Here is a 14,609-nt window from a genome sequence, read left to right as displayed (position 1 = left end):
TTCCGGAGGTGGCGTCAGCCGCCGCGCACCAGCGGGCGTCGGTGGTCGGTGAGCCGCAGCCCGACGCCGCGTACCGCGACGATCGTGACCCCGGTGCCCAGCTCGTCGAGCTTGCGGCGCAGCCGCTTGACCAGGGACTGCACGTCGGCGCGGCGCTGCGTCGGCGCGCCGTGCCACACCGCGCGGTGCAGCTCGGCGTAGCTCCACACCCGTACCGGCTCGGTGGTCAGGCAGGTCAGCAGGTCGCGTTCCAGCCGGGTGAGGGCGACCTGCCGGTCCCCCCACCGGGCGGTGGACCGGGCCGCGTCGATCACCAACGCGCCGTCGGCCGGAGGCGCGGGGGTGTTAGGCGGGGGCCCCGCCACCTCCGAATGCGTTAACGGGGGCCCCCGCCTAACATCGCCAGCAGGGGCGATCAGCTCGCGCAACTCGTCCAGGTCGGCGACGAGCAGCAGCGGCGCCACGCCGTCCAGCATCTCGGTGAGCCGCAGCCGCTCGGCCGGGGACGGCGTCACGCCGATGACAAGCGAGAACGGCCGCTCCGCCGGGTCGGCGCCGGCGCGCGTCGCGTTCGGGTCGTCCGCTGTCACCGCGCCCCCACCGTGACAATGACTGTCAAACAGGTCGCCACCTGTTGGTGACAAGTTGCTCACTTACGGTCATTGATCGTCCTCTGCTGTCGATCATAGTGTCCACACAGGTGACCGGCGTAGACCCGCACGGCGCCTAGGGGGCCTGGGGGGTTCGTTTCAAACCGGTGTGACCAGTCGGGAGCGCAGTCTCCTGGCCCTTCTGTCATGGCTCGACCATCCGCGGGTCATCCGAGGAGGCAGCACCGATGCTGAGACGTCCACACAGAAGGGGTCCGGCCGCGCGGCTGGTGAGCGCGGGCGCCGCACTGGTCCTCGCCGCTACCGCACTGGCCGCCACCGGCTCCCCCGCGTCGGCGCAGGCCGGCACGGGCACCGGCGCGACGGCCGGCGACAAGATCCGCCCCGAACTCACCCGCCAGCTCGAGGGCAAGAGCGAAGGCGACTTCTGGATCCACTTCTCCGGTCGGGCCGACCTGGGCAAGGCAGCCTCGGTCAAGGACTGGAACCAACGCGGCACGGCGGTCGCCGCGGCGCTGAAGAAGACCGCCGCCGACAGCCAGGCGAAGATCCGCGCCGAACTGGACCGCGCGGGCACCAAATACCAGACGTTCTGGGCCACCAACGCCATCAAGGTCAGCGGCGGCTCCCTCACCATGGCGCAGAACTTCGCCGCCCACGCCGAGGTGGACGGCATCTACGCCCCGGTCGAATACCAGCTTCCGAAGACCACGCCGGGCACCGCCGAGAAGTCGACGAACGCCCTGGAGTGGGGCATCGCCAACATCAACGCCGACGACGTCTGGAACCAGTACGGCGTCAAGGGCGCCGGCATCACCGTGGCCAGCATCGACAGCGGCGTGCAGTTCGACCACCCGGCGCTGGTGAACGCCTACCGGGGCAACAACGGCGACGGCACGTTCGACCACAACTACAACTGGTACGACGCGGCCGGCGAGTGCGACGAGGGCCCGTGCGACTCCGACGGGCACGGCACCCACACCATGGGCACCATGGCCGGCTCGGACGGCGCCAACCAGATCGGCGTCGCCCCCGACGTCAAGTGGATCGCCGCGAACGGGTGCTGCCCGACCGACGCCGCGCTGATCTCCTCCGGGCAGTGGATGCTGGAGCCCACCGACCTCGACGGCGAGAACCCGGACGCCAGCAAGCGGCCGAACATCATCAACAACTCGTGGGGCACCACCCAGCCGTCGAACGAGCCGTTCATGGAGGACGTCACCGACGCCTGGACCGCCTCCGGCATCTTCGGCGTCTGGTCCAACGGCAACAACGGCCCGTCGTGTCAGACCAGCGGGTCACCGGGCAGCCTGGCCAGCAACTACTCGGCCGGCGCGTACGACATCAACAACAACATCGCCAGCTTCTCCTCCCGGGGCACCGGGCAGAGCGGCGAGATCAAGCCGAACATCTCGGCGCCCGGCGTCAACATCCGCTCCAGCGTGCCGGACGACTCGTACGCCAGCATCAGCGGCACCTCGATGGCGGCGCCGCACCTGGCCGGCGCGATCGCGCTGCTCTGGTCCGCGGCGCCCAGCCTGGTCGGCGACGTCACGGCGACCCGCGCGCTGCTCAACGACACCGCGATCGACAAGGCCGACACCCAGTGCGGCGGCACCGCGGATGACAACAACGTCTACGGCGAGGGCCGCCTCGACGCGCTCGCGCTGCTCGCCGCCGCGCCGATCGGGGACAACGGCACCCTTGCCGGCAAGGTCACCGACGCGGCCGGCGCCCCGATCGCCGGCGCCACGGTCACCCTGACCGGTGCGGCGGACCGGACGCTCGTCACCGGCGCCGACGGCACGTACTCCTCGCTGCTGCCGGCCGGCGACTACCAGGTGGTGGTCGCGGCGTTCGGCTACGCGAGCCGCACGCTGACGGCGACGGTCACCACGAACACGACCACCACCCTGAACGTCACGCTGACCGCGGTGCCGAGCGTCACCGTCGGCGGGCAGGTCACCGACGGGTCCGGGCACGGCTGGCCGCTCTACGCGAAGGTGAGCGTCGAGGGCACGCCGATCTCCGACTACACCACGCCCACCAACGGCCGGTACAGCCTGAAGGTGCCCGCCGGGTCGACCTACAAGCTGAAGGTCGAGCCGCAGTACGCCGGCTACCTGACCGTCACCAAGGAGGTCACGGTCGGCTCGGGCAACCTCACCGCGAACATCGCGGTGCCGGCGAACCCGGAGGCGTGCACCACCGCACCCGGCTACACCGTCAGCTCCGACGGCGTGTACGAGACGTTCGACGGCACCGACGTGCCGGAGGGCTGGTCGGTGGTGGACAACGCCGCCTCCGGCCAGGTCTGGGAGTTCACCGACGCGGGTGAGCGCGGCAACCTGACCGGCGGCGACGGCCACTTCGCCATCATCGACAGCGACAACTACGGCAGCGGCGGCAAGCAGGACACCTCGCTCGTCAGCCCGGTGGTCGACCTGACCGGGGTGAGCGCCCCGGTGATCCGGTTCAACCAGGACTACAACTGGCTGAACAGCGATCGCGCGGACGTCGACCTGAGCCTCGACGGCGGCGACACGTGGAGCAACGTGCTCCGGCAGGCGGCCGACGTGCGCAGCAAACTGACCGAGGTGCCGATCCCGCAGGCAGCCAACCAGTCGCAGGTGCGGGTGCGCTTCCACTACTACGACGCGAGCTGGGAATGGTGGTGGGAGGTCGACAACGTGCTGATCGGCAGCGGGCTCGTCTGCAAGCCGGTCGACGGCGGCCTGGTGCTCGGCCACGTCCGGGACGCCAACGACGACGGGTACGTCAACGGCGCCACCGTGACCAGCAAGGACCGTCCGGCGGAGAAGGCCACCACGGTCGCCACCCCGGACGACACCGAGTTGCCGGACGGCTTCTACTGGATGTTCTCGTCCCTGACCGGCACGCACCCGTTCACGGCCACCGCCGGCAACTACGTGAGTCAGACCAAGCAGGTGGACGTCGAGACGGACTGGGCCACCGCAGCCACCTTCAGTCTCGCCGCCGGCCGGCTGTCGGTGCAGCCGACGTCGCTGACCGGCACGGCCCGGATGCCCAGCGGCAAGGTCAGCAAGACGTTCACGGTGAAGAACACCGGCGGGGCGCCGGTGAACGTCGAGTTCTCCGAGCGGGACGGCGGGTTCGTGCTGCAACGCGCGGACGGCTCGCAGCTCTCCGAGCAGGCGCTGCTCGGTTCGGCCGGCGCGCCGGCCCAGCGGCTGACCGCGGCGACGTCCTTCGCCGCCCGCCCCGCCGGCAAGTCGGCCACCTCGGCCGCCGCGCCGGCCGCACCGCAGGCGGACCCCTGGACCGCCATCCCGGGCTACCCGGCGAACGTGATGGACAACCGGGTCGTCACCGTCGACGGCAAGGTCTACTCCATCGGTGGCGGTGACGGCACCACGTCCAGCACGAAGAACTACCGCTACGACCCGGTCGCCCAGACCTGGTCCGCCATCGCCGACCTGCCCGGCGCCCGGACCGCGATGACGGTCGGCGTGATCGACGGCAAGATCGTCGCCAGCGCCGGCTGGGGGGCCTCCGGCCCGGACGGCACCACCTGGTCGTACGACCCGGCGGCGAACACCTGGACCGCCCGGGCGAGCAACCCGGCGCCACGGTCGGCGGCCGGCCAGGCCGTCGCGGGCGGCAAGTTGTACGCGGTCGGCGGCTGCACCACGGCCAGTTGCCTGCCGATGTCCAACACGGTGGTCAGGTACGACCCGGGCGCGAACACCTGGGAGACCCTGCCGTCCTACCCGAAGTCGGTGGCGTTCCTGTCCTGCGGCGGGATCGACGGCATCGTCTACTGCACCGGCGGCAACGACGGCACCGTGGCGCAGAAGGCCGGCTACGCCTTCGACCCGGCCGCCAACGCCTGGACCGCCATCCCGGACGCGCCGGCCGACAACTGGGCCTCGTCGTACGCGGTGGCGAACGGCAAGCTCCTGGTCGTCGGCGGGTCGCAGGGCGGCGCCATCACCAACGCCGGATTCGCGTACGACCCGGCGACCAACTCGTGGGCGAACCTGCCCAACGCCAACACCCCCCGCTACCGGGGCGGCGCGGCCTGCGGGTTCTACAAGATCGGCGGTTCGTCGGGCAGCTTCACGGCCACCAAGGACAGCGAGGTCCTGCCCGGATTCTCCGAGTGCTCCGAGGTCGCGGCGGACGTCAGTTGGCTCACCGTGGACAAGTCCAAGGTCACGCTGGCGCCCGGCGCGAAGGTCACCGTCACGGTCGGCATGACCGCGAACGTCGACCAGCCGGGTACGTACTCGGCGACCATCGCGATCAAGGAGGACACCCCGTACACGGTGGCGCCGGTGGCGGTCACCATGGTCGCGCAGCCGCCGAAAACCTGGGCCAAGCTGTCCGGCACGGTCTCCGGCACGAGTTGCCAGGGCGGCACCGCGCCGCTACCGGGCGCGACCGTCCAGGTCGATTCGTGGGCTAGTTCCTACACGTTCACCACGGACGCGGAGGGCAAGTACGCCTACTGGATGGACCGGCGCAACAACCCGCTCACGTTGATCGTCGCCAAGGACGGCTGGAAGCCCCAGACGCGCCAAACGAAGATCAATTCCGCCACGCCCACCGTGGAGGACTTCACCCTCGCCCCCACCCGCTGCTGACCAGTAGCGGCCGACAGGTCCGGCCCGTCCGGTGTTCCCCACCGGGCGGGCCGTCCCACGCCGCCCCCTCCGCCCCCTCCGCCCCCTCATCCGCGCAGCCCTCCCCGCCCCCACATCGCGCGCCCCGCCCCGCCACCTCCTGCCTAGCCCCGCCCCGCCCCCGCCTCGCCCTGTTCCCGCCCTGCCTCGCCCCACCCCCGCCTCGCCCCGCCCCCGCCTCGCCCCGCCCCCGCCTCGCCCCGCCCCCGCCTCGCCCTGTTCCCGCCCTGCCTTGCCGATCATGGACTCTGCAGCTCGTGAAATACGGCTCTTGCGCCTTTTACCAGTTACCCCAGCTCCTTGATCGACGAATCCGGAGGAGCCGGCCCGTCGATCATGACGTTGTTCGCACGCACTGTCCGAATTGTCGTCATTAACTTCATGATCGACGGTGCGGGGTGGGTCGCCCACCTTCCCGCCCGGCACTCTTCGTTGATCAAGGAGTTTGCGTCGCGCGGGAGCGGATTCGGCGACACGAACTCCTTGATCACGCCGGCGAGAGGGGCAGCGCGGGGCAGGACACCGCGGGCAGGACACAGGTTAGGCGGGGGTCAGGCGGAAGCCGACGCCTCGGACGGCGTGGATCGTGGCGGCGGCGTCCAGGCGGCCGAGCTTGTGCCGGATACGGCGGACCACCGAGTGCATGTCGGAGCCCCGCCCGAGATGATCGTTGCCCCAGACCGCGCGGTGCAGTCGCGCGTACGTCCACACCCGACCCGGAGTGCCGACGAGGCAGACCAGCAGGTCATGCTCCAGCGGCGTCAACCCGACCTCCCGCTCCCGCCAGCACAACACCCGCCGGTCGGAGTCGACGGCCAACTCCAGCCCCGGAAGCTCGACCGGCGCGTCGACATCGGCAGCCGTACCCCGCACAGAGGAACGCGCGAGCAGGGCGTCGACGGGGGCAGCGGCGGCGACGACCGGCAAGCCGGCATCGACCGACGAGCCAACCTCGACACGGGAAACCGCACCGACCGACGAGCCGGCATCGACCGGTGAAACAGCACCCACCGGCAAGCCGACATCGACCGGCAAGACAGCATCGACCGGCGCGACAGCGTCGACGTCGGCCGAGGTTGCGGGCACCGCCGACACCGGCGACACCGACGCCGAAGACAGGGACGACACCGACGACGCCGCGGACACCGGCGACACCGGGGGCACCGGGGACACCGGGGACACCGGGGGCACCGACGGACGGCGGACCAGGTCGAGGAACCGGCGGGCCTGGTGAGCGCTGGAGACGATCAGGAACGTCTCGGTGCCGCCGAGCAGTTGGGCGAGCTGCCGGCGCTCGGTCGCCGAGGACGCGATGCCGATGACCAAGGACGGGATCGCTGTCATCCGTTCCCACTTTCCGGCAGGCTGGCGCAGCGCCCGGCAATTACCCGCGCCGATTCTGACGCGGCGGATCGGGCCGCCCACCAACGCGGAGCACGCGGTGCGGAGCGCGGCCTGAGGCGTGCTGGAGCTGCGGTTTCGTGAGGCTATGAGGCGAGCTACCGGGGATCATATAGCCGTCCACCGATGATTGGTATAGCAGTTAACGTCGATGTAACTGCATCCGACAAGATGACGTGGGTAAATTGCGAGCCGGGTTCACGCCGGCACCGCGTCCCACAGCGCCCGCATCGACCGGATGGCCGACCGGGTCTCCTGGAGATACTCGGCCGTGGTCAGCGAGTGCCGCAGGCGCGCATCCGGCGCCGCCGCCGGGTCGACACCCACCGTCTCCACCGCACAGTCGTACGGGATACCGAGCGTCCGGATGGCGTCCGCCTGCTGGAACGGCACGAAGTGCTCGGTGGTGATCAGGAGGATGCTCTCCCCCGGTTGCGGCCGGGCCCGGGAGTCGGCCCAGTACGCGCACGTGTCGGCGGTGTTGGCCCGCCGGTTCGGGTCGGTCGACGGCGCGGCCAGCACGGTGAACCGCCGGCCGTCGCGGGTCCGGTAGGCGTGCAGCGGGGGCGCGGCGGCGCCGGGGCCGCCCTGTCGGCGCAGGTCCGTGAACGCGGTCCGGACCGCGACGTCCATGGCGTCGAACTCGGTGGGGCAGGCGTCGACGCCCAGGTCCACCGCCAGGGTCCGCTCCTGTGTCGAGGTGGGACGGAGGCTGCCCAGGCCGCACACCGTGTCGCTGGTGATCCGGCCGTCGAGCAGGGCCGCCGCGTGCCGGGCCCGGATCAGGCAGCTACGGAGCAGGCCGCCGTGGATCAGGACGTGCTGGTACCGGTCCCGGCTCGGCCTGTCGCGGTGCCGCAGGCCGAGCGAGCTGACCGCCGCGCGCACCCGCTCGGTCACGTCGGCCGCGAAGTCGCGGCGCTGGGCGGCAGCGCGTTCGCCGCCCCGGCGGAAGTCCCAGTGCCGGGCCGAGATCTCCGCCAGCCCGTGGAGCACGTCACCGGTCGGCCAGCTCTCCTCGAAGCAGTCGACCAGGTCGCGCATGGCGGGCGAGGTCGCCCACGCGGCGATCTCCGCGCGCAGGGCCGCCGGATCGCCCCGCCGGCTCCATCGCGGCAACCCGATCCGGGCGTACGCGGTCATGGTCCTCGCCTTTCACGAGCGATGAGATTCGGGCCGTACGGCGGTCTGATCGGGGTGACCACACTCGTGCTGCGGCTGGCCGACCGGACGTCGACCCGCGCGGACGTCGCGGTCCGCTGCGCCGAGCTGGCCGAGGCGGTACGCGGTCGCGAGCGGGGTGTGGTGGTCTGCGACGTGTCCGCGGTGACCCGGCCCGACGTGGTGACGGTCGAGATCCTGGCCCGGCTCCGGCTGACCGCCCGGCGGCTCGGGTGGCGGCTGGAGGTCCGCGGCGCGGGTGTCGGCCTACGCGACCTGGCCGGCCTGCTCGGGCTGGCCGACGCCCTCTTCGAGCCGGTCCGGCAGGCCGAAGAGCGGGAACAGGCGGTCGGTGTCGAGGAAGTGGTTGAGCGAGGTGATCCGGCCGCCGGAGAGCCCGACCACGATCAGCGACCAGGGCACGTGCCCTGAGTCGGGGTCGCGCCGGTATTGCCCGAACGCCGGCATGCCGTTGGCCGCCACCGGCACCAGGCGCGAGCCACGGCAACCGCTGCCCGTGCCGGTCATCCAGGCCGTGATGTGGTCGGGCCCGCGCATCCACAGCGGCACCGGCGGCATCGACAGCGTGGCGTCCTCGTGCAACAGTTCGGTGAGCGCCGTCAGGTCGTACGCCTCGAACGCCCGCACGTAGCGGGCCAGCAGCGTCTGCTGCTCCTCGTCGAGCGGCCGGCGCACGTCGGCGGCGGTGTCGGCGGACGCGAGCGTGGCCCGGGCGCGTTGCAGCGCGCTGTTGACGCTCGGCACGGAGGTGTCGAGCAGGTCCGCGACCTCCTGCGCCGACCAGGCCAGCACCTCGCGCAGGATGAGCACGGCCCGCTGCTTCGGCGGGAGGTGCTGCAACGCCGCGACGAACGCCAGCCGGACGGACTCCCGCCCGGCGATCACCTCGGCCGGATCGCCGGCCGAGGGCAGCACCCGGTCGTCCGGCATCGGGCCGAGCCAGATCTGCTCCGGCCGGGGCTCGCCGGGGTGGGTGGCGGTGCCGCTGCCGGCCGGGCCGAGGTCCATCGGCCGGACCCGGCGCTGCGCGCTGGCGGCCATGTTCAGGCAGACGTTCGTCGCGATCCGGTAGAGCCAGGTCCGCAGCGCGGACCGCCCCTCGAACCGGTCGAAGTTGCGCCAGGCCCGGACGAAGGTGTCCTGCACCGCGTCCTCGGCCTCGAAGGCCGACCCCAGCATCCGGTAGCAGTAGCCGGTCAGTTCCGACCGGTACGCCTCGAGTTGCGTCTCCACGGGGACGCTCGCCACCTCGCTCACCTGTTCGAAACTAGCCCACATGCTGCGCGAACGCGAGCACCCGAAGTCGGGTGGCGCGCGCCGATGAGTTCGCCGGGCGGGTCCGGTCCATCAGTCGTCCACACGGAACATGCGAAGGAGCATCCGATGGCCACCATCGAGACGAGCGCCCCCGGCCGGTACGCCGAGGTCAACGGCATCCGCCTCTACGTCGAGTCGCACGGGGCCGGCCGGCCGATGATCCTGCTGCACGGCGGGCTCGGCTCGGGCGAGATGTTCGCGCCGGTCCTGCCCGCGCTTGCCACCGGGCACCAGGTGATCCTGGTCGACCTCCAGGGGCACGGCCGCACCGCCGACATCGACCGGCCGCTCGACGTCGCGCTGATGGCCGACGACATCGCCGCGCTCATCGACCACCTCGGCCTGGACCGGCCGGACCTGGTGGGCTTCTCTCTCGGCGGCGGCGTGGCCATGCACGTGGCGTTCCGGCACCCGGAGAAGGTGGGCCGGCTGGTCTCCGCGTCGGCGCACATCCGCCGCGACGCGGTCTACCCGGAGATGCTGGCGCAGCAGGGTCAGATGAACGCCTCGGCGGCCGAGTTCCTGACGGACACCCCGATGTACGAGCTGTACCAGCGGGTGGCGCCACGTCCGGAGGACTTTCCCCGGCTGCTCGACAAGATCGGCGCGGCGATGCGGGAGGACTTCGACTTCACCGAGCAGGTCCGCGCCCTGCGGGTGCCGACGCTTGTGGTCGCCGCGGACGCCGACATGGCTCCACCGAGCCACTACGTCGAGGTGTTCACGCTGCTCGACGGCGGGCTGCGCGACGCCGGCTGGACCGGCGAGGGCCGCCCGGCGGGCGGGCACGCGCTGGCGATCCTGCCCGGCCTGAGCCACTACGACATCCACGACTCCCCACTGTTCGCCGCCGTCACCCTGGCCTTCCTCGACCAGGACCGCTGACCGGCGATCATGAGGTTGTTGTCACGACACGCCGGGCGGGGTGACAACAACTTCATGATCAGCGCGTTGACGTCATCGCTCGCCGATCGTGGGCAGGTGCCGGTCGTCGATGGGTACGGCGGCGGTGGTGAGCCAGCGGCGGGCGGTCACGAGCATGGCGGGTGGGCCGCACACGTGGACCTGCTGGCCCGGCCGGTGGTGGCGGGCGGCCAGGGCGATGGCGCTGCCGCGCTCGGACGGCCCGGCCTCGGGGTCGTCGGAGAAGACGGGCACGATCGTCAACCAGTCGTGCGCCTGTTGGAGCTTGTCGAGGGCGATCGCGTCGTAGAGGTCGGCGAACGTCCGCCCCCCGACGATCAGCGTGACCCGCCGGCCGCCCGGCGCGTCGACGACCTGTTCGACAAGCGCGCGCAGGGGCGCGAGGCCGGTGCCACCGGCCACAAGTAACAGATCTTCGTCGCGCCCGGTCAACTCCAGACCGGTGTCGGCGGGCGCGCCGAGGTGGAGCACGTCGCCGGGGCGTACCTCCTCGACCAGGCTGCGGGAGACGGAGCCGGCGGCCAGGGCGCGGACGTGGAACTCCAGCGTCCCGTCCGGGCGGGGCGCGTTGGCCGGGGACAGCCACCGCCACCGTCCCGGCCGGCGCGGCGTGTGCACCGGGACGGCCTGGCCGGGTCGGTGGGGCAGCCGCCGCCACGGCCGTACCGTCAGCATGGCGATGGTGTCGACGGGTCGGTCGTGGTCGATCACCTCGACCGGCCACCACGGCGGCCCGTCGCCGAGACGGGCGGCGCTGCGCTCGATCAGCCGCCAGGCCCGCCACCAGCGCACGCCGGGCGCGGGCAGCAGGGCGTCGCCGATCGCCGCCGCGTGCCAGGGCCGCAGACCGAAGCTTCGGTACGCGGACCCGAGCGCCCGCAGCGACGCCACCCGCCCGGCCCGGTCGTCGTCGCCTTCGAGCAGCCGCCGCAGCGAGGAGTAGAACAGCGGCGCGTCTCGCTCCGGCAGCAGCCCCGGACAACGATTTTCCACCGCCGTCCAGAATTGACAGGTCTCGTCGGTCACGGAAGTCGCCAGGCGTCGGTGCGTTCGGCAGACATCGGCGGGCCTCTCCATGCGGATTGGACGAGCTGGGAATTGTGAATGTGGAATTCGCATGATCACGTGCCGTCCGGGAGGTCCGGATCGCGGCGGCGGCAGGCGCGATGCTGGGACTGCCATTGGCGTAGCGCCTGACGAACGCGGTCGTTCTGGGTCCGCGCAGTGATCAGCTCGCGATTCAGGCGTTCGAGTTCGTCCGCCACCCGGTCGAGATGGTCGCGGACCTGCACGGGATCCAGCCCACGCCAGCGCGTGTCGAAGACGACAGCGCGTACGTGGTGTGGGAGCAGGCGTTCCCGGGCCGCGTCGGTCATGCCCACAATGGTCAATTCATTACTGGCGTCGGACAATGTTTTGCCGCAGAATGCGGACCAAGGGATGAGGTGCCTTACGCGACCGCAGCAGAGGAGATGACGTGGACGACTCGGGAAGCACCGTCCCGCGTAGGCAACTCGGCAGATATCTGAGGGAGATTCGCGAAAACGCGCACATCACGGTGAGTGCGGCGGCCAAGGAGTTGGAATGGTCGACGCCCCGGATCTGGCGTTACGAAACGGGCCAGGTCCCGATGCATCCGAACGACGTGGAGGCGATGTGCCGGGTCTACGGCGCATCCCGCGAGACGATCGAGACGATGCGGGCGCTGGCCCGGGAGACCAAGGCCCACGGCTGGTGGCACAGCTACGGCGAGGCGGTCAAGGACTGGTTCAAGCTCTACGTCGGCCTCGAATCCGCCGCCACGAAGATCCGCAAGTACGAGGCCAACCTGGTGCCGGGCCTGTTGCAGACCGTCGAGTACATGACCGAGGTGATCGCCACCGACAATCCGCAGATGAGCGCGGCCGAGCGACAGGCCAAAGCGGACGTCCGACTGCGCCGGCAGCGGCTGCTGGTTCGCCCGGTGCCTCGCGCGCCCTACCTGGACGTGATACTCAACGAGGCGGTGCTACGCCGACCGCTGCGCGCCCCGGGTGCGATGGCCAGGCAACTCGACGCCCTGGTGGTGACCAGTCAGCGACACAACATCGGCATTCGAGTGCTGCCGCTCAACGCCGGCCTCTATCGCTGGGCGGCAGCCGGGACGTTCACCATGCTCGACTTCCCGGCCGATGTGCGGGAACCGGAGCCGACCACCATCTATATGGACGGCCCCTGCGGCGCGGTCTACCTTGACAAGCCGTACGAGATCCAGACCTACGAGGACGCGTGGCGCTCACTCGGTGAGCGGGCGCTCGACGCGGACGAGTCCCGTGAGCTGATCACGGAGATCGCGAAGGAGATGACCCATGGGACGTGACGGGGTGTGGCGCAAGTCGTCCCGATCCGGCGGTGAGGGTGACTGCGTCGAGGTGGCCGGCTTCGCCGACGCGGTGGGGGTGCGGGACACCAAGGACCGGCAGGGACCGACGTTGAGCGTCGCCCCGGCGAGCTGGACCCGGTTCGTCGCTGCCACCCGCACCGGCCGCTTCGCCACCCGGCCCTGACCGGGTGAGGCATGTGTGGTCGACAGCGGCACCCTCGGTGACGTCAACGGCGCGCAGGAGGCGCTGATCGGGTCGTTCGCGGACAGCGTGACGGCCGGGCGCGTGCCGGTGCCGAATGATCACCCAGAGCAACCTAGCCATCGGTCCACTGCGTCCGGCCGACGTCACCACCATCGCTGAACCCCGATCCACCGATGACATTCGGTGCGGGTACGCACCGACGCCGACTCTGGTCCACCTCGGACTCGCCGCCTGACCTGGCGGCGAGCCCGAGCCGGTGACGTCGCGTGACGGGTGATGCTCCGCGCAGGAATTCTTGTCGCGCGCGGATCCACCGTTTCGACCGGCGATCATGCTGCATGCACAAGTCCGATTTTCGGGGCCTTTTCTGATGATGCACGTGGTGGTGTGTCGTTTGATCGACAGTCTGTCAGTGGATTTTCGCCGGGCACGGGCAGCTAGGTTGGAAAGCCGGTGACGTGGGCCGGTGCGGGATGCTCGGGCGGGAGTGTCGGCCAGCGGGCAATGGTGAGCGTTCACGGTTGTGGGGTCGCCGGGGACCGCACCCTGTCGGCCTGTGGACGGGTCTGGCGGATGAGGCGGCCGGGCGGCTGGGGAGGGATGCCGGGTTGGTGGCTGATTCCGGATCAGGTGTGGGCGGCGGGTACGTCGGTGAGGAGCGCCTGACCGGGACCGGGTTCGCTACGGTGGTCGCCCGGTGGGTGGAGGTGCACCGGTTGGCGGTGGCCGGTCGGGAGGCGACCATCGCCCGCCAGGTGGGGGACCGGATCGGGCGGGTGTGGCTGCCCAGGTCACGGTTCACCGACGTGGCCGCGGTAGCGGAGGCCACGCTGCGCCTCGGACCGGACGCCGACGCCCTCTACCACCTGGGCCGGACGCAATCAGCCACCGGGCACCCACGGCAGGCCCTGGCCAGCTATGAGCAGGCCCTGACCCTCTACCGGCAGGTCGACCACCACGGCAACGAAGCCGCCACCCTCACCAGCATCGGCCTCGTGCACCACGGGCTCGGGGACCGACAACAGGCACTGACCTACTACCACCAAGCCCTCCCCATCCAGCAGGAAGTCGGCGACCGCACCGGCGAAGCCACCACCCTCAACAACATCGGCAGCGTGCACAACGGGCTCGGGGACCGGCAACAGGCACTGACCTACTACCACCAAGCCCTCCCCATCCAGCAGGAAGTCGGCGACCGCACCGGCGAAGCCACCACCCTCACCAACATCGGCCACGTGCACAACGGGCTCGGGGACCGGCAACAGGCACTGACCTACTACCACCAAGCCCTCCCCATCCGGCGAGAAGTCGGCGACCGCACCGGCGAAGCCACCACCCTCACCAACATCGGCCACGTGCACGACGGGCTCGGGGACCGGCAACAGGCACTGACCTACTACCACCAAGCCCTCCCCATGTTCCGGGAAGTCGGCGACCGCGCCGGCGAAGCCACCACCCTCACCAACATCGGCCACGTGCACGACGGGCTCGGGGACCGGCAACAGGCACTGACCTACTACCACCAAGCCCTCCCCATGTTCCGGGAAGTCGGCGACCGCGCCGGCGAAGCCGCCACCCTCAACAACATCGGCATGATCAGACTCCAGGAGGGTGATCTGACCGGGGTGAAGGAGGTCTTGGATGACGTTCTGGAGATCCTCCGCGCTGTCGGTGATCGGAGTGCTGAGGCGATGGTGAGTTTCAACATGGCTGTGGTGTTGTCGAGGTTGGCGCGGGTGGCCGATGCGGTGGAGATTCAGCGCCGGGCCGTCGTGTTGGCCGAGCAGACGGGGCACCCGGCTGTGGAGCGGATGCGCGCGTTTCTTGTGGAGTTGCAGCAGACGACGGAAGGGTAGGCGATGGAAACCGCCACGGTTCAGGTGCGGCGGTCGGCCGCCGGCCGGACGAGGCCACCGTCGTGATCCTGGTCAGTAACGGCA

At 70.8% G+C, this 14,609-nt stretch carries 11 protein-coding genes and 1 pseudogene; 6 read left to right on the top strand and 6 right to left on the bottom strand.

Annotated features, from left to right (window positions below; genetic code table 11):
• Positions 1–14 precede the first annotated feature (14 nt).
• Positions 15–590 (bottom strand): winged helix-turn-helix domain-containing protein, encoded by a 576-nt coding sequence (locus O7619_RS13565; RefSeq protein ID WP_282288094.1) that lies wholly within the window; start codon positions 588–590, stop codon positions 15–17.
• A 248-nt stretch (positions 591–838) separates the two neighbouring features.
• Between O7619_RS13565 and O7619_RS13560 the strand changes: the two genes are divergently transcribed.
• Positions 839–5,239 (top strand): S8 family serine peptidase, encoded by a 4,401-nt coding sequence (locus O7619_RS13560; protein WP_282288092.1) that lies wholly within the window; start codon positions 839–841, stop codon positions 5,237–5,239.
• Positions 5,240–5,818: 579 nt separating this feature from the next.
• Here the strand turns inward: O7619_RS13560 and O7619_RS13555 are convergent.
• Together O7619_RS13555 and O7619_RS13550 are read right to left on the bottom strand one after the other, a co-directional pair.
• Positions 5,819–6,703, bottom strand: a complete 885-nt coding sequence (locus O7619_RS13555) for a winged helix-turn-helix domain-containing protein (RefSeq protein ID WP_282288091.1) — start codon at positions 6,701–6,703, stop codon at positions 5,819–5,821.
• Between the two features lie 174 nt (positions 6,704–6,877).
• Positions 6,878–7,822 (bottom strand): hypothetical protein, encoded by a 945-nt coding sequence (locus O7619_RS13550; RefSeq protein WP_282288090.1) that lies wholly within the window; start codon positions 7,820–7,822, stop codon positions 6,878–6,880.
• Between the two features lie 21 nt (positions 7,823–7,843).
• On the opposite strand from O7619_RS13550, the pseudogene O7619_RS13545 reads away from it, so the two are divergent.
• A pseudogene (locus O7619_RS13545) lies at positions 7,844–8,077 on the top strand (hypothetical protein); the annotation flags it as partial.
• Positions 8,078–8,107: 30 nt separating this feature from the next.
• Here O7619_RS13545 and O7619_RS13540 read toward each other — a convergent pair.
• The gene (locus tag O7619_RS13540) at positions 8,108–9,139 is read right to left on the bottom strand and encodes a sigma-70 family RNA polymerase sigma factor (protein ID WP_282288089.1); all 1,032 of its coding nucleotides are present in this window, start codon (positions 9,137–9,139) and stop codon (positions 8,108–8,110) included.
• Positions 9,140–9,244: 105 nt separating this feature from the next.
• On the opposite strand from O7619_RS13540, the gene O7619_RS13535 reads away from it, so the two are divergent.
• Positions 9,245–10,063 carry an alpha/beta fold hydrolase gene (locus O7619_RS13535; protein WP_282288088.1) on the top strand — a complete coding sequence of 273 codons (819 nt, stop codon included), beginning with the start codon at positions 9,245–9,247 and terminating at the stop codon, positions 10,061–10,063.
• 72 nt (positions 10,064–10,135) lie between these two features.
• Here the strand turns inward: O7619_RS13535 and O7619_RS13530 are convergent, their stop codons facing one another.
• Both O7619_RS13530 and O7619_RS13525 read right to left on the bottom strand, forming a co-directional pair.
• Complete coding sequence (locus O7619_RS13530) at positions 10,136–11,095, bottom strand: FAD-binding oxidoreductase (protein WP_282288087.1); 960 nt, start codon at positions 11,093–11,095, stop codon at positions 10,136–10,138.
• A 128-nt stretch (positions 11,096–11,223) separates the two neighbouring features.
• Entirely contained in the window at positions 11,224–11,478 is a 255-nt protein-coding gene (locus O7619_RS13525; protein ID WP_282288086.1) for a DivIVA domain-containing protein, read from the bottom strand.
• 101 nt (positions 11,479–11,579) lie between these two features.
• Here O7619_RS13525 and O7619_RS13520 point away from each other — a divergent pair, with 101 nt between their 5' ends.
• The 3 genes from O7619_RS13520 to O7619_RS13510 all read left to right on the top strand — a co-directional run bounded on the left by O7619_RS13520 (position 11,580) and on the right by O7619_RS13510 (position 14,525).
• Complete coding sequence (locus tag O7619_RS13520) at positions 11,580–12,461, top strand: helix-turn-helix transcriptional regulator (protein ID WP_282288085.1); 882 nt, start codon at positions 11,580–11,582, stop codon at positions 12,459–12,461.
• 4 nt (positions 12,462–12,465) lie between these two features.
• A complete protein-coding gene (locus O7619_RS13515; protein ID WP_282288820.1) occupies positions 12,466–12,648 on the top strand; it encodes a DUF397 domain-containing protein in 183 nt (60 codons plus the stop codon).
• A gap of 632 nt (positions 12,649–13,280) precedes the next feature.
• On the top strand, positions 13,281–14,525 hold the full coding sequence (locus O7619_RS13510; protein WP_282288083.1) for a tetratricopeptide repeat protein: 1,245 nt from the start codon (positions 13,281–13,283) through the stop codon (positions 14,523–14,525).
• The last annotated feature ends 84 nt before the right edge of the window (positions 14,526–14,609 follow it).

The sequence above is a fragment of the Micromonospora sp. WMMD998 genome, from assembly GCF_029581235.1.
In the GTDB taxonomy this organism is placed as follows: domain Bacteria; phylum Actinomycetota; class Actinomycetes; order Mycobacteriales; family Micromonosporaceae; genus Micromonospora.
The sequence above is the reverse complement of the archived record's forward strand: the minus strand, read 5'-3'. Positions and strand labels throughout refer to the sequence as shown.